General features: G+C 71.1%; 22 protein-coding genes. 12 read left to right on the top strand and 10 right to left on the bottom strand.

Annotated features, from left to right (window positions below; genetic code table 11):
- Window positions 1–13: 13 nt before the first annotated feature.
- Complete coding sequence (locus ABD366_RS28530) at window positions 14–520, top strand: GNAT family N-acetyltransferase (protein ID WP_324766998.1); 507 nt, start codon at window positions 14–16, stop codon at window positions 518–520.
- A gap of 25 nt (window positions 521–545) precedes the next feature.
- Here the strand turns inward: ABD366_RS28530 and ABD366_RS28535 are convergent, their stop codons facing one another.
- Complete coding sequence (locus tag ABD366_RS28535; RefSeq protein WP_324767000.1) at window positions 546–2,159, bottom strand: AMP-binding protein; 1,614 nt, start codon at window positions 2,157–2,159, stop codon at window positions 546–548.
- Window positions 2,156–3,841: an AMP-binding protein gene (locus ABD366_RS28540; RefSeq protein ID WP_324767001.1), complete on the bottom strand. Its 1,686-nt coding sequence runs from the start codon at window positions 3,839–3,841 to the stop codon at window positions 2,156–2,158. Before ABD366_RS28540 ends, ABD366_RS28535 begins: the two co-directional genes overlap by 4 nt.
- Before the next feature lie 114 nt (window positions 3,842–3,955).
- Between ABD366_RS28540 and ABD366_RS28545 the strand changes: the two genes are divergently transcribed.
- Together ABD366_RS28545 and ABD366_RS28550 are read left to right on the top strand one after the other, a co-directional pair.
- Window positions 3,956–4,807: a helix-turn-helix transcriptional regulator gene (locus ABD366_RS28545; protein WP_324767002.1), complete on the top strand. Its 852-nt coding sequence runs from the start codon at window positions 3,956–3,958 to the stop codon at window positions 4,805–4,807.
- Between the two features lie 97 nt (window positions 4,808–4,904).
- Entirely contained in the window at window positions 4,905–5,549 is a 645-nt protein-coding gene (locus tag ABD366_RS28550; RefSeq protein ID WP_324767003.1) for a LysE family translocator, read from the top strand.
- A 144-nt stretch (window positions 5,550–5,693) separates the two neighbouring features.
- On the opposite strand, the gene ABD366_RS28555 is transcribed toward ABD366_RS28550, so the two are convergent.
- Window positions 5,694–6,875, bottom strand: coding sequence for a winged helix DNA-binding domain-containing protein (locus tag ABD366_RS28555; protein ID WP_324767005.1), 1,182 nt, complete (start codon window positions 6,873–6,875; stop codon window positions 5,694–5,696).
- A 146-nt stretch (window positions 6,876–7,021) separates the two neighbouring features.
- On the opposite strand from ABD366_RS28555, the gene ABD366_RS28560 reads away from it, so the two are divergent.
- A complete protein-coding gene (locus ABD366_RS28560) occupies window positions 7,022–8,185 on the top strand; it encodes a magnesium and cobalt transport protein CorA (protein WP_344442723.1) in 1,164 nt (387 codons plus the stop codon).
- Window positions 8,186–8,297: 112 nt separating this feature from the next.
- Window positions 8,298–8,468 carry a 50S ribosomal protein L32 gene (gene rpmF, locus ABD366_RS28565; RefSeq protein ID WP_324766848.1) on the top strand — a complete coding sequence of 57 codons (171 nt, stop codon included), beginning with the start codon at window positions 8,298–8,300 and terminating at the stop codon, window positions 8,466–8,468.
- A 110-nt stretch (window positions 8,469–8,578) separates the two neighbouring features.
- On the opposite strand, the gene aztA is transcribed toward rpmF, so the two are convergent.
- Complete coding sequence (gene aztA / locus ABD366_RS28570) at window positions 8,579–9,289, bottom strand: zinc ABC transporter ATP-binding protein AztA (protein ID WP_324766847.1); 711 nt, start codon at window positions 9,287–9,289, stop codon at window positions 8,579–8,581.
- 67 nt (window positions 9,290–9,356) lie between these two features.
- Between aztA and aztB the strand changes: the two genes are divergently transcribed.
- From aztB to aztD, 4 genes are read left to right on the top strand one after another with little or no spacing between them, the layout of a single operon-like run.
- Window positions 9,357–10,274, top strand: coding sequence for a zinc ABC transporter permease AztB (gene aztB, locus ABD366_RS28575; protein WP_324766846.1), 918 nt, complete (start codon window positions 9,357–9,359; stop codon window positions 10,272–10,274).
- Window positions 10,271–11,551: a hypothetical protein gene (locus ABD366_RS28580; RefSeq protein WP_324766845.1), complete on the top strand. Its 1,281-nt coding sequence runs from the start codon at window positions 10,271–10,273 to the stop codon at window positions 11,549–11,551. Before aztB ends, ABD366_RS28580 begins: the two co-directional genes overlap by 4 nt.
- Complete coding sequence (gene aztC, locus ABD366_RS28585) at window positions 11,548–12,501, top strand: zinc ABC transporter substrate-binding protein AztC (RefSeq protein WP_324766844.1); 954 nt, start codon at window positions 11,548–11,550, stop codon at window positions 12,499–12,501. The genes ABD366_RS28580 and aztC overlap by 4 nt, the downstream gene beginning before the upstream one ends.
- A 49-nt stretch (window positions 12,502–12,550) precedes the next feature.
- Window positions 12,551–13,750 (top strand): zinc metallochaperone AztD, encoded by a 1,200-nt coding sequence (gene aztD, locus ABD366_RS28590; RefSeq protein WP_324766843.1) that lies wholly within the window; start codon window positions 12,551–12,553, stop codon window positions 13,748–13,750.
- Window positions 13,751–13,833: 83 nt separating this feature from the next.
- Here the strand turns inward: aztD and rpsN are convergent, their stop codons facing one another.
- Window positions 13,834–14,139 (bottom strand): 30S ribosomal protein S14, encoded by a 306-nt coding sequence (gene rpsN / locus ABD366_RS28595; RefSeq protein ID WP_324766842.1) that lies wholly within the window; start codon window positions 14,137–14,139, stop codon window positions 13,834–13,836.
- Window positions 14,139–14,375: a 50S ribosomal protein L28 gene (gene rpmB, locus ABD366_RS28600; protein WP_324766841.1), complete on the bottom strand. Its 237-nt coding sequence runs from the start codon at window positions 14,373–14,375 to the stop codon at window positions 14,139–14,141. Before rpmB ends, rpsN begins: the two co-directional genes overlap by 1 nt.
- 70 nt (window positions 14,376–14,445) lie before the next feature.
- Between rpmB and ABD366_RS28605 the strand changes: the two genes are divergently transcribed.
- Window positions 14,446–15,615, top strand: a complete 1,170-nt coding sequence (locus ABD366_RS28605) for a CobW family GTP-binding protein (protein ID WP_324766840.1) — start codon at window positions 14,446–14,448, stop codon at window positions 15,613–15,615.
- A 131-nt stretch (window positions 15,616–15,746) separates the two neighbouring features.
- Window positions 15,747–15,932 carry a 30S ribosomal protein S18 gene (gene rpsR, locus ABD366_RS28610; RefSeq protein ID WP_411293640.1) on the top strand — a complete coding sequence of 62 codons (186 nt, stop codon included), beginning with the start codon at window positions 15,747–15,749 and terminating at the stop codon, window positions 15,930–15,932.
- 19 nt (window positions 15,933–15,951) lie between these two features.
- On the opposite strand, the gene ABD366_RS28615 is transcribed toward rpsR, so the two are convergent.
- Window positions 15,952–17,082 carry a spore photoproduct lyase family protein gene (locus ABD366_RS28615; protein ID WP_344442862.1) on the bottom strand — a complete coding sequence of 377 codons (1,131 nt, stop codon included), beginning with the start codon at window positions 17,080–17,082 and terminating at the stop codon, window positions 15,952–15,954.
- A gap of 323 nt (window positions 17,083–17,405) precedes the next feature.
- On the opposite strand from ABD366_RS28615, the gene ABD366_RS28620 reads away from it, so the two are divergent.
- Window positions 17,406–18,431 carry a hypothetical protein gene (locus tag ABD366_RS28620; protein WP_324766838.1) on the top strand — a complete coding sequence of 342 codons (1,026 nt, stop codon included), beginning with the start codon at window positions 17,406–17,408 and terminating at the stop codon, window positions 18,429–18,431.
- Window positions 18,432–18,489: 58 nt separating this feature from the next.
- Here ABD366_RS28620 and crcB (ABD366_RS28625) read toward each other — a convergent pair whose 3' ends face one another.
- The 3 genes from crcB (ABD366_RS28625) to ABD366_RS28635 all read right to left on the bottom strand — a co-directional run bounded on the left by crcB (ABD366_RS28625) (window position 18,490) and on the right by ABD366_RS28635 (window position 20,675).
- On the bottom strand, window positions 18,490–18,870 hold the full coding sequence (crcB, locus tag ABD366_RS28625; RefSeq protein ID WP_324766837.1) for a fluoride efflux transporter CrcB: 381 nt from the start codon (window positions 18,868–18,870) through the stop codon (window positions 18,490–18,492).
- Window positions 18,867–19,346: a fluoride efflux transporter CrcB gene (gene crcB / locus ABD366_RS28630; protein ID WP_324766850.1), complete on the bottom strand. Its 480-nt coding sequence runs from the start codon at window positions 19,344–19,346 to the stop codon at window positions 18,867–18,869. The genes crcB (ABD366_RS28625) and crcB (ABD366_RS28630) overlap by 4 nt, the downstream gene beginning before the upstream one ends.
- A 234-nt stretch (window positions 19,347–19,580) precedes the next feature.
- Entirely contained in the window at window positions 19,581–20,675 is a 1,095-nt protein-coding gene (locus tag ABD366_RS28635) for a hypothetical protein (RefSeq protein WP_324766836.1), read from the bottom strand.
- Window positions 20,676–21,025 lie beyond the last annotated feature (350 nt).

Below are 21,025 nucleotides of genomic sequence, written 5' to 3' on the forward strand. Positions count from 1 at the left end.
CGATACTGCCCTGATGATCGTGCGCACCGCCACAGCGGCCGAACTGCCCCGCCTCCAGGCCATCGAGGTCGCGGCGGGCGCCGCCTTCCGTGCGCTCGGCATGGACGCCGTCGCCGACGACGAGCCGCCCGCGCTCGAGGAGCTGGAGCGCTTCCGGCGCGCCGGGCACGCCTGGGTCGCCGAGGGGGACGAGGGGACCGTCATCGCGTATCTCGTCGGCCTCGTGGTGGACGACGCCTTCCACATCGAGCAGGTCACCGTGGACCCGGACGCCGCCCGCCGCGGAATCGGCCGGGCCCTGATCGCGTACGCCGAGCGGTTCGCACGCGACCGGGGACTGACCGGCCTCACCCTGACCACCTTCACCGACGTGCCGTGGAACGCCCCTTACTACGAGCGGCTCGGCTTCCGCCGGCTCTCCGCGGACGCCCTCACGCCCGGGCTGCGTGACATCCGGGCGGCGGAGGCTGCGAACGGACTCGACCGGTGGCCGCGCGTCTGCATGCGCCGGGAGCTGTGAGCACCGCTCCCGGCCCACACGGCGCCTACAACTCCCCGTATCCTTCGCGCAGTTCGACCTTGCGGACCTTTCCGCTCACCGTCATCGGGAACGCGTCGAGGATCCGCAGCCGGGTCGGCACCTTGTAGTGCGCGAGCCGGTCGCGGCAGTAGGCGCGCAGTTCGTCGAGGGTGAGACCGTCGGCCGCGTCCCGCAGGATCACGCAGGCCAGGACCTCTTCGCCGTACTTCTCGTGCGGTACGCCCACCACCTGTACATCGGCGATGGCCGGATGCCCGTACAGGAACTCCTCGATCTCGCGCGGGTAGATGTTCTCACCGCCGCGGATGATCATGTCCTTGATGCGGCCGACGATCTGCGCGTAACCGTCCTCGCGCAGCACCGCGAGGTCCCCGGTGTGCATCCAGCGTCCGGCGTCGACGACCTCGGCGGTCCGCTCGGGCTCGCCCCAGTAGCCGAGCATCACGCTGTAGCCGCGGGTGCACAGTTCGCCGGGTTCGCCGCGCGGCAGCGTGACGCCGGTGACCGGGTCGATGACCTTGACCTCGATGTGCGGCAGGACGCGGCCGACGGTGCCGGTGCGGCGCTCCAGGTCGTCGTCGCGGCGGGTCTGGAGGGAGACCGGGGACGTCTCGGTCATGCCGTAGCAGATGGACACCTCGGCCATGTGCATCTCGGCGACGACCCGCTTCATGACCTCGGCGGGGCACGGGGATCCCGCCATGATGCCGGTGCGCAGGGAGGAGAGGTCGTAGGAGGCGAAGTCCGGCAGGTTCAGCTCGGCGATGAACATCGTCGGTACGCCGTACAGCGAGGTGCACCGCTCCTCCTGCACGGCGCGCAGGGTCGCGGCCGGTTCGAAGGACGGGGCGGGGATGACGATGCAGGCACCATGGGACGTGGCGCCCAGATTCCCCATGACCATGCCGAAACAGTGGTAGAAGGGCACGGGCAGACAGACCCGGTCCTGTTCGGTGTAGCCGACCGTCTCGCCCACCCAGTAGCCGTTGTTGAGGATGTTGTGGTGGGAGAGCGTGGCTCCTTTCGGGAAGCCGGTGGTGCCGGAGGTGTACTGGATGTTGACCGGGTCGTCGCACGACAACTCCGCCTCGCGCGCGGCGAGTTGTTCATACCGGACACCGGACCCGCCCGCGACCAGCGCATCCCAACTGGGCTCACCGATGAAGACGCGTTCACGCAACTGCGGGCACTCGGACGCCACTTGCCGGACCATCTCGCGATAGTCGGTGCCCTTGTGGCCCGACGACGAGATCAGCACAGAGATCCCGGACTGCTTCAGTACGTACGCCAACTCGTGTGTCCGGTACGCCGGGTTGATATTGACCATGATCGCGCCGATGCGGGCGGTCGCGTACTGGACGAGGACCCACTCGGGACAGTTGACCGCCCAGATCCCGACGCGATCCCCTTTGGCGACCCCGGAGGCGAGCAACCCGAGCGCCAACTCCTGTACTGCCGCCCCGAAATGGGCGTAGGTCCAGCGCCGTCCGCTCGGTACGTCGACCAGGGCGTCCCGGTCCGGCCACGCCTCGACGGCCCGCTGGAGGTTGCCGCCGATGGTGTCACCGAGGAGCGGCGTGGTGCCCGTGCCGTGCGCGTAGGAAAGCTCTGCGCTCATCGGAAGTCCTCCTCGCGGTACTCGGCGGTCGACCCCTGCGCCGTGCGCTCGCGCAGCTCGATGCGGCGGATCTTGCCGGAGACGGTCTTGGGCAGCTCGGCGAACTCGATGCGGCGCAGCCGCTTGTACGGGGCGAGGACCGCGCGGGAGTGCTCGAAGAGCAGCTTGGCGGCGTCCGGGCCGGGTTCGAAGCCCTCGGCGAGCACGACGTACGCCTTCGGGACGGAGAGCCTCAGCGTGTCGGGGGCGGGCACGACCGCGGCCTCGGCGACGGCCTCGTGTTCGAGGAGGGCGCTCTCCAGCTCGAAGGGGCTGATCTTGTAGTCGCTGGCCTTGAAGACGTCGTCGGACCGGCCCACGTACGTCAGGTAGCCGTCGGCGTCCCGTGACCCGATGTCTCCGGTGCGGTAGTAGCCGCCCGCCATCGCCTCGGCCGTGCGCTCCGGATCGCCGTGGTAGCCGACCATCAGGCCGACGGGATGCGCGGCCAGGTCGAGGCTGATCTCGCCCTCCTCCGCACCCGGTTCACCGGTGACGGGATCGAGGAGCTCGACCTTGAAACCGGGGCTCGGGCGGCCCATGGAGCCCGGCTTGAGGAGCTGGCCGGGGCTGTTGGAGACCTGCACGGACGTCTCGGTCTGCCCGAAACCGTCCCGGATGGTGATGCCCCAGGCCCGCTTGACCTGCTCGATGACCTCGGGGTTGAGCGGCTCCCCCGCGGCGACGACCTCACGGGGCGGAGTGGCCAGCTGGGTGAGGTCGGCCTGGATGAGCATGCGCCACACGGTGGGCGGCGCGCAGAACGACGTGACGCCCGCGCGGTCCATCACGTCCATCAGCCGGCCCGCGTCGAAGCGCGTGTAGTTGTAGAGGAAGACGGTCGCCTCCGCGTTCCACGGCGCGAAGAAGTTCGACCAGGCGTGCTTGGCCCAGCCGGGCGAGGAGATGTTCAGATGGACGTCGCCGGGGCGCAGCCCGATCCAGAACATCGTCGCCAAGTGGCCGACGGGGTACGACACATGGGTGTGCTCGACGAGCTTGGGCCGGGCCGTCGTGCCGGACGTGAAGTACAGCAGCAGCGGGTCGTCGGCGAAGGTGACACCGTCGGCCTCGAAGGTGTCCGGGGCGCCCGCGGCATCCTCGTACGACAGCCATCCCTCGGCCGGTGCCTGCGCGCCGACGACGATCCGGGTGTACTCCCCCGGCACCTCGGCGAACTTCCCGGTGTCCTCGGGACGGACGACGACATGCCGGGCGCGGCCGCGCTCGACCCGGTCGGTGAGGTCGGCCGGGCCGAGCAGCGGCGTGGTGGGGATAACGACGGCGCGCAGCTTCATCGCGGCGAGCATCACCTCCCACAGCTCGACCTGGTTGCCGAGCATCAGCAGGACCCGGTCGCCCGGCCCCACCCCCCGGGCGCGCAGCCAGTTGGCGACCTGGTTCGAGCGGCGGCGCAGCGTGTCGAAGGAGAAGCGGCCCCCGCCGCCGTCCTCCGCGACGATGTGCAGCGCGGTCTTCTCGTTGCCGTCGGCGATCGCGTCGAACCAGTCGAGGGCCCAGTTGAACCGGTCGGGCCGGGGCCAGGCGAAGCCCTCGTACGCCGTCTCGTAGTCCTGGGCGTGCCGCAGCAGGAAGTCACGGGCGGTACGGAACTGCTGGGTGGGGCCGTGCGGCGTCGTCATGTGCGCTCCTTGCACTCCTGGTCCGGGGGAACCGTGTCTGCCATCGTGTAGTGCGTGACGCAGGTCTCACCACCCCCGAACGGGGGTGAACGGAGCACGGCGAGGAGATCGAGGGTGACCGCAGAAGCCGCCGAGGCGGTCGAGATGCGCGCGGCGCTGGTGCGGCTGCGCCGGGGCACCGGGCTGCCGGTGGCGTTCGGCGGGCTCGTCGCGTCCGGCGGGCTCGCCCCGGACGTGGGCCAGGTCCGGATCGCGGAGCTGAGCGGCGCGGCGACGCGCGCGCTGCGCGGCCTCGCGGTGTCGGCCGGCACCGGCCTGGGCGGCAAGGCCCTCAGCCTCGCCAGGGCCTGCGCGGTCACCGACTACCAGGGCTCCCGGCACATCAGCCACGAGTACGACGCCGCCGTCGGGGCCGAGGGACTGCGCTCGGTCCTCGCCGTTCCCGTCGTCGTACGCCGCCGGGTGCGCGGCGTGCTCTACGGGGCGCTGCGCTCGGCCCAGCCGCTGGGCGACCGGGTGCTGAACGCGGCGGTGATGGCGGCCCGTGACGTGGAGCACGCGCTGGTGGTACGGGACGAGGCCAGGACGCTGCTGGCGGCGGCGAGCACCCCGGTGGCCGGGAGCGCCCGGGCGTGGGAGGAGGTCCGCGAGGCGCACGGGGCGCTGCGCGCGCTCGCCCCGAAGATCGTCGACCCGGCGCTGCGGGCCGAACTCCTCGCGGTGTGCGGCCGGCTGGCGTCGGCCGCGGCTCCGCCGCCACGGGAGGCGCCGGTGCTGCTCGCGCCGCGCGAGGTGGACGTCCTCGTGTGCGTGGCGGCGGGGGCGACGAACGCGGGGGCGGCCGAGCGGCTCGGGCTGCGACCGGAGACGGTCAAGGGCTATCTGCGTGCCGCCATGCGCAAGCTCGGCGCGCATACGCGGGGCGAGGCGGTGGTGGCGGCGCGGCGGGCGGGGCTGCTGCCGTAGGCCTTGGGCGCGGGGTGACTGTCAGTGGGAGGGTCTTCAATGAGGTGCGGGACTTCACTGCTGTGCGGGTCTTCAACGGAGTGCGGGGGTGTGGCACATGGTGTCGACGGACCGGTATCTGGCGTTCGCGGCGATGTCGTTGCTGGTGATCGTGATTCCGGGACCGAGCGTGTTGTTCGTGATCGGCCGGGCGCTCACGCACGGGCGCCGCACGGCGGTGGCGACGGCGCTCGGCAATGTGGTCGGCTCGTATCTGCTGGTGGTGGCCGTGGCGCTCGGCATCGGCGCTCTGGTGGAGCGCTCCGCGGAGCTGTTCGTCGCGGTGAAACTGGCGGGCGCCGCGTACCTCGTCTACTTGGGCGTGCAGGCGTTCCGGCACCGGCACGCGATGAAGGCGGCGGACATCAGCGGCCCGGCGGGCCCGGCCCGCGGTGATCTGCGCACCGTGCTCGACGGGGCGCTGGTGGGCGTCACGAACCCGAAGGGCATCGTGTTCTTCGCCGCGGTGCTCCCGCAGTTCGTGAACCACGACGCGGGCCGGTTGCCCGCGCAGATGCTGCTCCTCGGGCTCGTACCGATCTCGATCGGCCTGGTCACGGACACGCTGTGGGGCCTGACGGCATCGGCGGCGCGCACCTGGTTCGCGCGCTCGGACCGGCGGCTCTCGATGATCGGCGGGACGGGTGGCTTCGCGCTGATAGGCCTGGGCGTGACGGTGGCGGCGACGGGGCGCGCGGACTGACGTCGCGGTGCGGAGCCCGGCCCGGGGGCAGGTGCGTCAGGTTCATACAGTGACTAAGGTTCGTACAGCGACTCAAGTTCGTACAGCGACTCAAGTTCGTACGGTGACTCAGGTGCGTACGGTGACTCAGGTTCGTACGGTGAGTCAGGTGCGTACGGTGCCGAAGTCCACGGTGACGGCGCCGGGCGCCTCCAGGACAGCAGCCATGCGCTCCGCCTCGGCGACGAGTTCGTCGCGCTGGTTGCGGGTGAGCTCGCGGAAGGGCTCCAACAGGAGAGAGCTGCCCTCCCCTTTGCTCTCCTTCCCTTCCCTGAGGGACCACAGTCCGGCGAGCATGCCGTCGACGAGGAAGGTCGCGTGGGCCACGTTGCCCTGCCAGGTGCGTCCGCGGTCGGACTTACGCACCACGCGGGTGCGGTCGGCGTGCGAGAGCAGCAGGTTGTCGAACTCGGCGAGGAGCCGCGGCGGTGCGGGTACGTCCTCGCCGGGGCGGGGCGCGTCGGGCAGGTCGAACAGCTCGACGCCGTGCTCGTCGCGGAGCGTCACCAGCCGGGGCCGCAGCCGCTCGAAGACCTCCTTGGTGCGGGTGAGCCCCGCCCACTGCTGGAAGTCCTTCACGGAGGCGGGGCCGAAGGCGCCGAGATAACGCAGGACGGTGGCGTCGGCGGTCTGTGTCCCTTCGGGGGCTTGTGTACCTTCGGGGGCCGGTGGCCCTTCGGGGGCCGGGGTTTCTCCACGGGCCGCTTCGGGTTCCGCCCCTCCCAGCCAGTGCTCGGCCGTGGTCAGCCGCACGCCGCCGCTGCGCCGCCACAGGCCGCGCGGGGTGACCTGGACGAGGGGCAGCAAGCAGCGGGCGGCGGTCGAAAGGGACTGGGGGTCGGCGTCGGGCCACTCCTTCAGGAGCAGCTCGCGCAGCTCTTTCGGGGTACGCGGCTCAGCCTCGACGTACTGCCGTGTCAGGGCGCCCAGCCGCGCCAGATCCACGCCGACGAGCCCCTTGCGGAACATGTGCAGTTCCCGTTCCCGCGCGGGCTGCACGAGCGGACGCAGCGTCATGCAGTCCTCGGCGGTGTGCAGATGGATCGTGGAGCGCATCGTGACGAGGCGGGCCACACTCCGCTCCTCCAGGGCCGCCGAGAGCGCGGCGGGGGTGAACCCGTCGAGCCGGGCGGCGAGCGTGACGTACGGCGGCCGGACCTCCTGCGCCTGGAGCCCGACGAGATGGGTGACGGCTCCGGTCACGCCCATCGGGTCGCGCCGCAGCAGCAGTTGACGCTCCAGGGTGGCCCGGCCGAGGGCCCGGGCGGTGATCGGCTTCGTCATCATGAGGGGACGGTAGCGGTCATCGAGGCCAGCATGTGTCCTAGTTGCGCCAGGACGTGTCCTGGTTGCTGCCGTACGCCGCTGCCGGGGCGGTACACCTTCGCTGGTTACGCTGCCTGCTCAGGACCCGACGGCGGAAGGAGGCGGCGATGCCGCGACGGCAGGAGCGACCCGGCCGGGACCGGCGCGGCGGCGGGCGCCGCTATTCCTGGCGCCGGGGCGCGGCCCCGGCCCCGGCGGCCGAACCGGCCGCGTCGCCCGCCTCCGACGCGGCGCCCCCGCAGGAGCCGGCGGACAGCGTCGTGCACACGGCGTTGTACCGGGACGGGCTGCGGGTGGCGAGCCCCGAGACCCTCACGGACACGTACCGGCAGCTGCACGAGCGGCCGCGGACGATGGCGTGGATCGGTCTGGCCCGTCCGACGGAGGCCGAACTGAAGTCGCTGGCGGCCGAGTTCGACCTGCACCAGCTCGCGGTGGAGGACGCGCTGGAGGCCCATCAGCGCCCGAAGCTGGAGCGCTACGGCGAGACCCTCTTCGTCGTCCTGCGCGCGGCCCGCTATCTGGACGCGCCCGAGGAGGTCGACTTCGGCGAGCTGCATGTGTTCGTCGGCGCGGACTTCGTCATCACGGTCCGGCACGGCGCCGCGCCCGACCTCTCGACCGTGCGTCACCGCATGGAGGCGAGCCCCGATCTGCTCAGACTCGGCCCCGAGGCCATCCTCTACGCGATCCTCGACGCGGTCGTGGACGGGTACGCCCCGGTCGTCGACGGCGTCCAGAACGACATCGACGAGATCGAGACGGAGGTCTTCTCCGGCGCCCCCGAGGTCTCCCGCCGCATCTACGAACTCTCGCGCGAGATGGTCGAGTTCCAGCGTGCGACCCGCCCCCTGGTCGGCATGCTGCACGCCCTGATGGCGGGCTTCGCGAAGTACGGCACGGACGAGGAGTTGCAGCGCTACCTGCGTGACGTGGCCGACCACGTCACGCACACCAGCGAACGCGTCGACGGCTTCCGCCAGGCCCTCGCCGACATTCTCACGGTGAACGCGACGCTGGTGACACAGCAGCAGAACGCGGAGATGCGGGCCCTGGCGGAGGCGGGCTTCGAACAGAACGAGGAGATCAAGAAGATCTCGTCGTGGGCGGCGATCCTCTTCGCCCCCACCCTGGTCGGCACCATCTACGGCATGAACTTCGAGAACATGCCGGAGCTGGGCTGGGGCTTCGGCTACCCCTTCGCGGTCGGCCTGATGGGCGTGGTCTGCGCCAGCCTGTACATGATCTTCAAACGACGGGACTGGCTCTGACCCAGCCCCGAACCGGCCCCGACCCGGCCCCGATCCGACTCCGGCCCGTGCCAATTGTTATTGACTATCGTTTTCATATAGCCTCCGGCGGACGACGACCCAGGAGGCCCCCATGGCAGTCCCGAAGCGGAAGATGTCCCGCAGCAACACCCGCCACCGCCGCGCCCAGTGGAAGGCGGCGACGCCCCAACTCGTACCCGTCACGGTGGACGGCTCCGTGTACCAGGTGCCGCAGCGGCTGGTGAAGGCCTACGAGCGCGGCCTTCTGCACCCCGAGGACTGAACCTCCGCGGCGCAGGATCCGCCGCCCACCCGCGACGGACGAACACGAACCCCGGCGACCGGGCCATCGGTCGCCGGGGTTCACCCGTCGCACGCGCCGCCGCACACACCTCACACCCGCCGCGGCAGCCCCCACACCTCGTCGATCGCGTCGCCCGTGAGCACCTTCCGGGGATCCCCCTCTCCCCACAGCCGTCCCTCCCGGAGCAGCAGGAGATGGCCCGCCGACGCGGCCGCGTCGAGGTCATGGGTCGCCTGGAGGACCGTCACCCCCTCCCCCGTCACCTCGGCCAGCACCTCGGTGATGATCCGCTGAGCCGTCGCGTCGAGGCCGGTGGTGGGCTCGTCGAGGAGGAGCAGCTCCGCCTGCTGTGCCAAACCCTGTGCGACGAGGGCGCGTTGACGCTGGCCCCCTGACAGCTCCCCCAGCTGACGATGGGCGAGGGAGGTGATCCCGAGCCGTTCCATGCTCGCCTCCACCACGGCCCAGTCCTGTCGTGTCAGCCGCCACCAGCCACGCCGCCGCCCCCACCGGCCCATCGCCACGGCGTCCCGCACAGTCAGGGGCAGCACGTCGTCCACCCTGCTCCGCTGCGTCACGAGCGCCACCGATCCCTCGCTCCGGCGCTCCACCCGGCCCGCTGTCGTGCGGATCACTCCGGCGATCACGCCGAGCAGCGTGGACTTGCCCGAGCCGTTCGGACCGACCACGGCAGTGGTGGTGAACGCCGGTATCTGCAGGGTGAGTTGATCCAGTACCGCACGGTTCGCATAACCGGCCGACACACCGTCGAACCTCACCTGCCACTGCCTGTCGCGCATGGTCCGAGCCTCTTCCCGCATCGCCCTCGTTGTAGTGATAATCATTTTCATTGTAGTGTCCGGCCGCATGGAATGGTTGACGGGCCCCTTCGAGGTGACCTTCGTCCAGCGGGCCCTGTGGGGCGGCATTCTCGTGTCGCTGATCTGCGCCCTCGCCGGGACCTGGGTCGTGCTGCGCGGTATGGCGTTCTTCGGGGACGCGATGTCGCACGGCATGCTTCCCGGTATCGCGTTCGCCTCGCTGCTGGGGGGCAACCTGCTCATCGGCGCCGCCGTGAGCGCGGCCGTCATGGCGCTCGGCGTCAGCGTCGTCGGCCGCTCGCCCCGCCTGTCCCAGGACACCAGCATCGGCCTGCTGTTCGTCGGGATGCTGTCGCTGGGCGTGATCGTCATCTCGCGGTCGCAGTCGTTCGCGGTGGACCTGACCGGCTTCCTCTTCGGCGACGTGCTCGCCGTACGCTCCTCCGACCTGATCTCGCTCGGGGGCGCGCTGGTCCTCGCGCTGGTGATCTCGGTCCTCGGCTACCGGCCGTTCGTGGCCCTCGCCTTCGACGAGCGCAAGGCCCACACGCTGGGCCTGCGGCCACGCCTCGCGCACGCGGTGCTGCTGGCCCTGCTCACCCTGGCCGTCGTCGCGTCGTTCCACGTGGTGGGAACGCTGCTGGTGTTCGGCCTGCTGATCGCGCCGCCCGCGGCCATGCTGCCGTGGGCGCGGCGCATCCCCGTGATCATGGCCGGCGCCGCCTTCCTGGGGACGAGCGCGACGTTCATCGGCCTGCTCCTCTCCTGGCACCTCCACACGGCAGCCGGGGCGAGCATCGCGGCGACCGCGGTCCTCCAGTTCCTGCTCTCCACCACCGCTTCCGGACTTCACCGCCGGTGGGGGCGGTCCACTCCCCCCGCCACCCCGACCGATCTCCCGCACAGGGAACCGCACACGGAACCGCATAGGGAACCGCACATGGAATACGGACACCCGTCATGACATTCAGAAGGACTTCCCCGAGGACACCCCCGAGGGCTTCCCGGAAGGCAGCCAGAAGGACCCGAACCGCCCTCCCCTGCTCGGTACTTGCCGGCTGCGCGCTGCTCGTCGGCTGCCAGGGCGGCACCGACGCGACGGGATCCTCGAAGTCCGCGGCCTCCGCCACCACATCGCCCTCGGCCTCGGCGCAACCCCACGGGTATGTCGAAGGAGCCGAGGAGGCCTCCGAGCAGCAGTCACGGCTCGTACTCGCCGACGCGGGCACGGGGACGGTCAAGGTCCTGGACCTGATCACCGAGGACGTCACCTCGCTCCGGGACAGCGACGACGTACAAGGTCTGCGCACCGACGGCCGCTTCGCCTACCTGAACGCCTCCGGCGGCACCCGCGTCGTCGACACCGGCGCCTGGACGGTGGACCACGGTGACCACGTCCACTACTACCGCGCCGCGATCCGCGACGTGGGCACCGTCGCCGGGACGGACGCCTCCCGTGTCCACAGCGATCAGGCCGTCACCGCGCTCTCCTCGGCGCAGGGCGACGCTCGCCTGCTCGACCGCAAGAAGCTGGAGGACGGCACCGTGCCCCGCGGCCGGACGCTGACCGGCACGGACGGCGGACCGGTCGTCCCCTACGCCGAGCATCTGCTGGTCACCGCGACGGGCGCCGGAAAGGACACCGTCGAGGTCCGCGACCGCAAGGGCGCACGCGTCACCACGCTGAAGGAGACGTGTGCGCAGGTACGCGGCGAGGCCGTCACCCGGCGGGGTGTGGTCTTCGGATGTGCCGACGGCGCGCTGCTGGTCAGCGAGGACAAGGGCACGTTCGAGGCGGAGAAGATCCCGTACGGCACGGCGGTGAAGGCATCGGACCGGGCCGTCGACTTCCGCCACCGGGCAGGCAGCACCACGCTCGCGGCGCGGTCCGGCGATGACGCGGTCTGGGTCCTGGACGTCACCGACCGTTCCTGGACGCGCATCGCGACCGGCCCGGTCGTGGCCGCCAACACCGCGGGGGAAGGCGCCCCGTTGCTCGCGCTCGGCAGGGACGGTGTGCTCACCGCCTACGACATCGACACCGAGAAGAGCGTCGCCCGTAAGGAACTCCTCGCGAAGGGGACCGGGTCCGCGTCCGTCGAGGTCGACAGCACCCGTGCGTACGTCAATGACGCGGCGGCACGGAAGGTCTACGAGATCGACTACAACGACCGGCTCCGGCTCGCCCGGACCTTCCCGCTCGGCTTCGCCCCGACGTACATGGTGGAGACCGGCCGATGAGGAGCAACAGCCGTGCATGGCACGGACGTTGGGCCGCCGGCCGTCTGCTGCTCGCCTCCTTCGCCGGTCTCCTGCTCCTGGGGGCGAGCGGATGCGCGGCGGGTGAGGAGCACCGCCCCACGGTGGTCGTCACCACGAACATCCTCGGGGACATCACCCGCAACGTCGTCGGCGACGAGGCCGAGGTGACCGTACTGATGCAGGCCGGCGCCGATCCGCACTCCTTCGGCGTCTCGGCCCCGCAGGCGGCCTCCATCGAACAGGCCGATCTGGTCGTCTACAACGGCCTCGGCCTGGAGGAGAACGTCCTGCGCCATGTGGAGGCCGCCGAAGAGGCCGGCACCTCCACCCTGGCGGTCGGGGACGCCGTCGACCCGATCACCTATACGGCGGGCGCGTCGGCCGACGAACCCGACCCGCACTTCTGGACCGATCCCGAGCGTGTCCGCAAGGCCGTCGGCCTCATAGCCGACCGGATCACCGAGCACGTAGAGGGCGTCGACAAGTCCGTCATCGAGAAGAACGCCTCCGCCTACGGAGCACAGATCACCGCACTCACCACATGGATGCGGGACCAGTTCGATGAAATCCCGGCCGATCAACGCCAGTTGGTGACGAATCACCACGTCTTCGGCTATCTGGCCCGGCGTTTCGACTTCCGGATCGTCGGCGCGGTGATCCCGAGCGGGACCACTCTCGCGTCGCCGAGCGCCTCGGACCTCACCTCCCTCGCGAACGCCGTCGAGAAGGCGGGCGTGAAGGCGATCTTCGCGGACTCCTCGCAGCCCGACCGCCTCGCCCAGGTGCTGAAGCGCGAGATCGACCTGGACATCGACGTCGTACCGCTGTTCTCGGAATCCCTCACCGAGAAGGGCGCAGGAGCCGCCACCTACTTGCAGATGATGCGCGCCAACACCACCTCCATCACCACCGGCCTGAGCCCCGCATAACCACGCTGTCGCCGGTCATGGGCGACAGCCGGAAAAAGGAAAGACACACGTGAAGAAGCATGTAGTACGCCCCAGGAACGCGGCTGCCGTCGCCGCGCTGCTCGCGGCTTCCGTCGCACTCACCGCCTGCGGGAGCGACGACGACAAGTCCACCGCGCAGACGGCGGACAAGGCTTCCGGTTCACCGGCCGCCGCGGTCACGGACCCGATCGTCGCCTCGTACGACGGGGGTCTGTACGTCCTGGACGGCAAGACGCTGAAGCTCACCGAGGACATACCGCTGGAGGGGTTCAACCGGGTCAACCCGGCGGGCGACGACCGCCATGTGATGGTCTCCACCGCGACCGGTTTCCGGGTGCTCGACGCGGCGGGCCGCAAGCTCACCGACGTCGAGTTCGAGGGCAGCAAGCCGGGACACGTCGTGCGCCACGCGGGCCGGACCATCCTCTTCGCCGACGGCACCGGCGAGGTCACGATCTTCGACCCGAAGGACCTCGGCGACACGAAGCCGAAGGCGGAGACCTACAAGTCAGCCGCTCCGCACCACGGCGTCGCCATCCAGCTGGCCGACGGGAATCTGGTGACGACCCTCGGTACGGAGGAGAAGCGCGTCGGCATCGCCGTGCTGGACAAGGACCGCAAGGAGATCACCCGGAGCGAGCAGTGCCCCGGTGTGCACGGGGAGGCGACCGCGCAGGGCGAGGCGGTCGTCATCGGCTGCGAGGACGGCGTCCTGATCTACAAGGACGGCGCCATCAAGAAGGTGAAGAGCCCCACGGCGTACGGCCGGATCGGCAACCAGGCGGGGTCGGACGAGTCGTCCGTCGTCCTCGGTGACTACAAGAAGGACAAGGACGCCGAGCTGGAGCGCCCGGAACAGGTCTCGCTCATCGACACCACGACGGGCAAGATGCGGCTCGTCGACCTCGGGACGAGCTACACCTTCCGGTCCCTTGCCCGCGGCCCGCACGGCGAGGCGCTCGTCCTGGGCACGGACGGCAAGATCCATGTCATCGACCCCGCCACGGGCAAGGTGACCAGGAAGATCTCCGTCCTCGGCTCGTGGAAGGAGCCGCTGGACTGGCAGCAGCCGCGCCCGGCCCTGTTCGTGCGCGACCACACGGCGTACGTCTCGGACCCGTCGGGCAAGAAGCTGCTGGCCATCGACATCGAGTCGGGCAAGCAGCTGGCTACGACACAACTCCCGGCGATCCCGAATGAGTTGAGCGGCGTCGTCGCCGCGCACTGACGTAAGACGAAGAGCGCGCCCCCTGACCCAGGGAGCGCGCTCTTCGCATGTTCCGGTGAAGTGCCGCCGTCAACGCCGAGGCGTCACCAGGAGGACTTGGTCACTCCGGGAAGGTGGCCGGCGTGCGCCTGTTCCCGCATCCGGACCCGGGAGAGCCCGAACTTGCGCAGGTGACCGCGGGGTCGGCCGTCCACGCTGTCCCGGTTGCGGACCCGGGTCGCACTGGCGTCGCGCGGCTGGCGGCGCAGCTCCTCGGCCGCGGCGGCCCGCTCGGCCGGCGCGGTGCCGGGGCGGCGGATGATCTCCTTCAGCTCCGCGCGGCGCGCGGCGTACCGCTCGACGGTCACCTTGCGCTTCTCGTTCTGCGCGATCTTGCTCTTCTTGGCCATCAGACCTTCACCCCTCGCGCCCGGATGCGGGCGACCGCCGCCTCGATGCCGATGCTGTCGACCGTCTTGATCGCCCTGGCGCTCAGCACCAGGCGTACGTGCCGTCCCTCGCTGGGCAGCCAGTAGCGCTTGCGCTGGATGTTCGGGTCGAACCGGCGCGACGTGCGCCGGTGCGAGTGGGAGATGTTGTTGCCGAAGCCCGGCTGTGCGCCGGTCAGTTGGCAGTGGGCGGACACGAAGGTTCCTGCCTCTCGTAGAGCGGGGCCCCCATATTGAAAATGGAAACCATTGCCATATAGTAGCCGCATGGCACGCAACGAACTAGGCCCGGACCGCCCCCTCCCTGTCGTCATCGTCAACGGGCTGCACGCGGAAGCACGCCACGAGGTCGTGGAAGGACTGCTGAAAGCGGTGCCCCACAGCGTCGCGCTGCACCACGACCTCGCGGCCGCGCGGCAGGGGACGGTGCACCGGACCGTACGAGAGAGCTCCGGGGTGCTCTCCAGCGGTGAGGCGCCCCTGGTGAACGACTGCGCCTGCTGCGCCCTGCGCGAGGACCTGATGCCGGAGCTGGAGCGGCTGGCGGACGACGGAGTCACCAGGATGGCCGTCCTGGAACTCTGGGACTCCGTCGAGCCCAGGGCGATGGCCGAGGTCATCGCCGCACACGGCGAGGGCCGGGTCGAGGTGAGCGGGGTGGTCACCGCCGTCGACCCCGCCCTCGTACTGCCCTGCCTCGGCAACGGCGACGACCTCGCCGAGGCCGGGCTCGCGGCCGCGGCCACGGATCAGCGGACCGTCGGGGACACCTGGGCCCGGCAGCTGGAGTACGCGTCCGTGGTCGCTCTCGTGGACAGCGACGGGGCCGACGAGGAGGATCACGCGCTGCTCCGTCAGCTGCACCCGACGGCGCCACGGGCCGCGGCCGGCTCACCGGAGCTGACGCGCCTTGCCCTCGCGGGGTTCGACGTGGAAGCGGCCGCGGCCGGCCAGCATCCGGCCTGCGCGCTCCTGCCCCAGGAGGCCGAGGAGGCAGGCGTCGGCACGCTCGTGTGGCGGGCGCGCCGCCCGTTCCATCCCGAGCGCCTCTACGACGCGCTGGAGGACCTGACCTGTGCGGCGGCCCGCAGCCGGGGCCGGTTCTGGCTCGCCGACCGGCCCGACACCCTCCTGTCCTGGGAGGCGGCGGGCGGCGCGCTCTGCGTCGAGGACAGCGGCCCCTGGCTCGCGTCCCTGCCCGACGCCGCCTGGGAGTTGGTCCCGCCGGTCAGGCGAGCGGCCGCCGCCCTCGACTGGCACCCCGAGCACGGCGACTGCTGCCAGCACCTGGTCTTCGTCTCCCCCGGCCTCGACCGCGACGGACTGACCTCACTGCTCGATTCGTGCCTGCTGTCCGACGAGGAGTACGGAGCGGGCCGCGCGGCGTGGAAGAACCTGCCGGCCGCGTTCGACGCGCTCCTCGACTCGGTCCACTGACCGACCCGCCGCCCCCACGCCCCCACGCCCCAGAACCCGTACACCCGAACCCGAGAGGAAAACCCGTGTCGCAACGCCAGGAATCCCGTAAGCCCCGCAAGCCCGTCAAGAACCGTCCGAATCCGCTCGACATGGCGAAGATCGACTACATCGACTACAAGGACACCGATCTGCTGCGCAAGTTCATCTCCGACCGGGGCAAGATCCGTAGCCGCCGGGTCACCCGGGTCAGCGCCCAGCAGCAGCGGAAGATCGCCGCGGCGATCAAGAACGCGCGCGAGATGGCGCTGCTGCCCTACTCCGGCTCCGGCAGGTGACCGCGGCACAGGGGCTGCTTCAGAAGGCGTACCGGATCCGTAGCCACGGCGCGTGCTCGGCGATGAGCTGGCGCAGGCGGCTCAGGGACTGTGCCTTGATCTCGTGGTCGTAGCGGACATTGAGCGCGCCGTTCTGGGAGCGCTTGGTCTCCTGGACCGTGGGCTGCCAGAGCAGTTCTTCGGCCCGCGGGTGCCAGCCCAGGTTGACCTCGTGGAGCGACTGGTTGTGGGTCAGCATGATGACCTCGGCCGCCGCCTGTTCCTTCACCCGGGCGGGCAGGACGTCGTCGAGGTGGTCGAGGAGGCCGGCCCAGTCCCGCTGCCAGCCGGGGCGCAGGACGACGGGCGAGAGGTTGAAGTGGACCTCGTAGCCCGCGTCGAGGAAGTCGGCGGCCGCGGCGATCCGGTCGGGGACCGGGCTGGTGCGGATGTCCAGGAGCCGGGCGTCGTCGGGCGGCATGACGGAGAAGCGCACCCGGGTCCGGCCCTGCGGGTCGAGGGCGAGCAGGTCGGGGTTGACGAACTTGGTCGCGAAGGACGCCTTGGCCGTCGGCAGCGTGCGGAACGCGGCGACCAGATCCGCGGTGTTGTCGCTGACCAGGGCGTCGACGGAGCAGTCACCGTTCTCGCCGATGTCGTAGACCCAGGCCGACGGGTCGCACTGGTTCGGTTCCGGCTTCGGGCCCTGGGCCCGTATGTGGCGCCGGATGTGCGCCACGATCGCCTCGATGTTCGTGAAGAGCGTGATGGGGTTCGCGAATCCCTTGCGGCGTGGGACGTAGCAGTAGGCGCAGGCCATCGCGCAGCCGTTGGAGGGGCCCGGGGCGATCCAGTCGGCCGACCTGCCGTTGGGGCGCGTCGCGAGCGTGCGTTTGACGCCGAGGACGAGCGTCTCGGTCTTGATGCGGACCCAGCGGCCGATGTTGCCGTCGTTGCCGTGCAGGGACGGGATGCGCCAGTGACTGTCGACCTCGGTCACGCGTACGCCGGGCAGCCGGGCCATGATCTGGCGGCCGCGCGGGGATTCGAGGGCCGCCGGTTCCGCGTACACCTCGCGCACGTCGAGCATGCGGCGTGCCTCGGGGCTGTCCCGGAACGATCCGTGTGCGGGTTCCGCCCGGTCCGGGCCGAGGTCCTGCCAGCCGAACAGGGTCTGCTGCTCGGGCTCCGCCGGCTTGTCGCGCGGGGCTGAATCCCTGTGGGGCTCGTCCTCGTCCACGTGCTTGGGCTGCCTTTCCGCGCCGCCGGTCCGTTCACCGGCCTTCCCACTGATCAAAGCGCACATCCGCGTGCGGCGTTCCCGTACACGCGGGCGCCCCGCCGTCCGGGTCGCCGTATCGGGCCTCCGCCCGGGAACACCTGTGCGATCATGCTGGGCGGCGACCGCCCAGGGGAGGTGCGGCCGCCGGCCGAAGGCGTACGAAGTCATGGGAGCACACAGTGAATTCGGGTGGGGACCAGAACGGTTCGTCCGTGTCGGACGAGGAGTGGGAGCGCTTCCTCCGGGAGTCCGAGGAGGGGGTGCCCGACGCGCCGAAGGAGCCGTCGGCGCGCGCCCGGATCGTGACGCGGCGGCTCCAGGAGGAGGCCCGCCCTCCGGAGGGGTGGCGGACCCATACGCCGCCCCGCCGGCGCAATCGGCTCTGGTACGTGGTCGGGCTGCTCATCGCGCTGGCGCTCCTGGTCGTGGCGCTCGACCGGAACCTGATACCGGGCTGGTCCGACGGTGATGGCGACGGTGACGGCGACGACACGAGCCAGGGCGAACAGGCCACTGTGTCCCAGCCGTTCAGGGGTTCGCCCGCGGTGCACTGGGCCGACGGGGTGGCCGGGATCGAGGTGCCCGCGGCGCAGGCCACCGGATGGATGAACAAGACCGAGGTCGCCCGGGCGCTGGCGAAGACCCGGGACTTCCTCGTGGCGTCCAGCCTCGACCCGGAGGTGCTGCGGGGCGGGCGGCCCGACAAGGCCCTCGCCTACATCAACCCGGACCAGCCGGACGAGCTGAAGAACCTGGACACGGCGCTGTCGACGCCGAGCGAGAAGCACAACCCGCTGACGATGTTCAGCCGGTTCGACACGTCGCAGGTGCGGCTGGTGGGCGACGTCGTGAAGACCAGGGGCCTGTTGTCGTACCGGGAGAGCGACAAGGGCGCGGTGGAGGTGACCGCCGACGTGACCTACGTGTACGCGGTGACGCCCGCGGAGTCCGGCAGCGATGACGTGGCCCGCACGATCGTGCGCCGCGAGACGGTGGTGAACTGGGACGACCCGGCGAAGATCGTCACCAAGGCGGGCACGTTCTCCGTCGTGCGCAACAGCCTGGACACCACCAACGCCGGCTGCGACGACTCCTACACCGGTTTCTTCCGGCCCAAGTTCGAGGCCGGGCAGCGGGCGGACGGCCCGGCGGTCGACCCGTACGACCGGGACACCCCGATGGAGGAGCGGATGCGCGAGAGCGAGGGGCAGGAGTGCGGGGTCGCCACGCGGTCCTGAGAGCCTGTCTTTGAATCCCCGTCTGCGCCCCTCCTGATCAGGCGCTCCCCAGGCCTGTTCAGGCGCTCCCCAGGAACGCCTGGGCCAGCGCCGCCCCGGTGAACGCCGCGCCGAGGCCGGCGGCGACGCTGCCCACGACGTTGGCCGCCGCGTAGAAGCGGGCCCCCGTCCCGGCCAGGCGCAGCGTCTCGTAGGAGAACGTGGAGTACGTGGTCAGGGCGCCGCACAGGCCGGTCCCGAGCAGGAGCTGGAGCTGGGACGAGGCGGCGCCCGCGGCGACCGCGCCCGTGATCAGGCCGAGGACGAGGGAGCCCGCGACGTTCACGGCGAACGTGCCCCAGGGGAAGACCGTGTCGTGCCGGGACTGCACGAGCCGGTCGGTGGCGTAGCGCAGGGGCGCGCCGATCATGGCGCCCGCGATCACCAGGAGCCAGTTCACGCGGGCCTCCGTACGACGACGCGGCGCGTGAGATGCGCCCCGGCCCACACCGCCGCGAGGGCGACGCAGACGGTCAGGGCCAGATATCCGAGCGCGGTGCGCGCCTCGCCGAGGTCGGTCAGCAGCCGGATGTCCACCGCGTACGTGGAGAACGTGGTGAAGCCGCCGAGGACGCCCGTGCCGAAGAACGGGCGGACCAGGCGAGGAGCCGTCCATACGTCGCTGATCACGACCATGAAGACACCGATGACGGCGCAGCCGACCGCGTTCACCAGCAATGTCGTCCAGGGGAAGGCACCGGTCGCCGTCGGCCAGAGCAGCGACGCCCCGTAGCGGGCCGAGGCGCCGACTGCGCCGCCGACCGCGACGACGGCGAACACGGGACCCTGCCCCTGCCAGAGCCCGGGGCGCTCCGCGGGGGCGGGCAGCCCCACGTCGGGGTCGACGGGTTCGTCTCGCTCGGGTGCGTGCGCCATTTCCGCGGGTTCCACAGGTGCCTCTCCTACTCGCCGGACACCCGCGCCGTCAGCACGGCGCGGGTGCACATCGTCGCAAGTAGGGACCGTTGGCGGCGTGCATGCCGCGGTTGGGTGCGGCGGGCCCCACCGCCGCGCGCCGGCCACCGGCCGGAGCACCGTCCAGCTTACGTGTACCCGCACCCTTTCTTGCGCGGGCCGTCCCCGGTGGGTGGTGTACCGCGGCGGCCGCCCTCAGAGATCCGCACCGAGGCCGCTGCTCACCACGTAGCTGCATTGCGTGTAGGTGTATCCGGGCTGGATGCTGCTGCCCGCGGCGCGGCTGCGGGCCGTGGCCTGCGCGCCGCCCGGCTTGTGCAGGAAGTGGTACGTCCCCGCGGGCAGCCGGAGCGTCTCCTTCGGGTAGCTCTTGCCGCTCGCGTTGCAGGCCTTGCTGCTCCCCGCGGCCTCGCTGCCGTACGTCGAGCACGAGCCGCACCCGCCGATGGTGACGCGGCCGGTGACGGGACCGGTGTAGAGGATCTCCACCGGGCCGGGCCCGTCGTTGCTGATCACCATCTGCATACGGGCACCGCCGGGCGAGCCGGCGGGCGGCAACTGGGCTCCTGCGGACGGCCGTTGCTCGGCGATCTCGGCGGCGATGGCCACCTGCCGGGCGCGGGCGCCGCGCTTGTCGCTCTTGTACGTGCTCGCGAAGTCGGCCAGTGTCGTGCGGGCGGCCGCGAACTTGCTGTCCTCGAACTGGTCCATGCCGCAGGCGTAGACGCCGTTCCGCACGGCCTTGTTCACGTCTCCGCCCAGTCGGCCGGGGGCGGGTTCGGGCAGGGCCTTCGCCGTGTCGCCGATGCGGCGCAGTTCGTCGGTGGCGCGGCACGGTTCGGCGCCGGCCAGGTCGGCAGTGCGCTTGTCGACGGCGGCGCGCACGGCCGGGGTCACCTCGGCCGCCTGGGCCGACTTCGGGAACGTACGCAGGAGTTGGCCGAGTTCACCGCCGCGGCCGTCGCTCTCTGCGATGCCGAGTTTGCCGGTGCCGCACTTCAGGAGGGAGACGGCGAGGGGCTTGTCGGGCCAGGTCGCGAGGGAGCCGAGCACGTCGCGGTCGATCGACTTCGGCACGTCCCGAAGGTACTCGAGCGGCGCGACGGCCCCGCAGTGGTCGGCCTCGGCGTACGGTGCGGCGATCGCCTTGTAGTAGGTGTCGAGGCTGTCGTGGACGCGGTGCGCCGCGCGGGAGCCGGGGTGGTCCTCGGTGAGAGCGCGGTAGCGGGTCAGGGCCGTGCGGTAGTCGGGGCGGGCCTGGGGGAAGTCCTCGGCCGCGGCCTTCTTCACGAGGGCGTCGGTCGCGGCGAGCCGGCCGAGCAGCCTCTCCTCGACGGCGTCGTCCCGCAGCCCCCCCGTACGCGATCGCTCCCCCGGCGGGCACCGCGAGCAGGGCGATCGCGAGGACGATGACCACAACGGGGCGCGCTTGTAAGGCAGTTGCTTGTGCGCGCAGGCCCTGACGTGCGCCGTCCGCCGCCGCGATCAGCAGCAGGGCCAGATATCCGGCCAGGGCCCAGGACGGCACCCCGTCCGGGTCGGCGGGCAGGGCGATGAACAGCAGCGCGGCCGTCGCGGCGAGACAGAGCGCGGCGAGCAGCCGGCGGCGCAGGAACAGATAGCCCAGGCCGAGCCCGGAG

It is taken from the genome of Streptomyces kunmingensis, from assembly GCF_039533535.1.
In the GTDB taxonomy this organism is placed as follows: Bacteria; Actinomycetota; Actinomycetes; order Streptomycetales; family Streptomycetaceae; genus Streptomyces; species Streptomyces kunmingensis.

Excerpts from the sequence above, each read along its gene's own strand:
- crcB (WP_324766850.1), bottom strand. The coding sequence starts at position 19,346 with ATGGCGCACGCACCCGAGCGAGACGAACCCGTCGACCCCGACGTGGGG.
- ABD366_RS28540 (WP_324767001.1), bottom strand. The coding sequence starts at position 3,841 with ATGACGACGCCGCACGGCCCCACCCAGCAGTTCCGTACCGCCCGTGAC.
- rpsR (WP_411293640.1), top strand. The coding sequence starts at position 15,747 with ATGGCGAAGATCGACTACATCGACTACAAGGACACCGATCTGCTGCGC.
- aztA (WP_324766847.1), bottom strand. The coding sequence starts at position 9,289 with ATGCGCGACAGGCAGTGGCAGGTGAGGTTCGACGGTGTGTCGGCCGGT.
- rpmF (WP_324766848.1), top strand. The coding sequence starts at position 8,298 with ATGGCAGTCCCGAAGCGGAAGATGTCCCGCAGCAACACCCGCCACCGC.
- ABD366_RS28530 (WP_324766998.1), top strand. The coding sequence starts at position 14 with ATGATCGTGCGCACCGCCACAGCGGCCGAACTGCCCCGCCTCCAGGCC.
- ABD366_RS28580 (WP_324766845.1), top strand. The coding sequence starts at position 10,271 with ATGACATTCAGAAGGACTTCCCCGAGGACACCCCCGAGGGCTTCCCGG.
- aztB (WP_324766846.1), top strand. The coding sequence starts at position 9,357 with ATGGAATGGTTGACGGGCCCCTTCGAGGTGACCTTCGTCCAGCGGGCC.
- rpsN (WP_324766842.1), bottom strand. The coding sequence starts at position 14,139 with ATGGCCAAGAAGAGCAAGATCGCGCAGAACGAGAAGCGCAAGGTGACC.
- aztC (WP_324766844.1), top strand. The coding sequence starts at position 11,548 with ATGAGGAGCAACAGCCGTGCATGGCACGGACGTTGGGCCGCCGGCCGT.
- ABD366_RS28535 (WP_324767000.1), bottom strand. The coding sequence starts at position 2,159 with ATGAGCGCAGAGCTTTCCTACGCGCACGGCACGGGCACCACGCCGCTC.
- ABD366_RS28550 (WP_324767003.1), top strand. The coding sequence starts at position 4,905 with ATGGTGTCGACGGACCGGTATCTGGCGTTCGCGGCGATGTCGTTGCTG.
- ABD366_RS28605 (WP_324766840.1), top strand. The coding sequence starts at position 14,446 with ATGGCACGCAACGAACTAGGCCCGGACCGCCCCCTCCCTGTCGTCATC.
- ABD366_RS28555 (WP_324767005.1), bottom strand. The coding sequence starts at position 6,875 with ATGATGACGAAGCCGATCACCGCCCGGGCCCTCGGCCGGGCCACCCTG.
- ABD366_RS28560 (WP_344442723.1), top strand. The coding sequence starts at position 7,022 with ATGCCGCGACGGCAGGAGCGACCCGGCCGGGACCGGCGCGGCGGCGGG.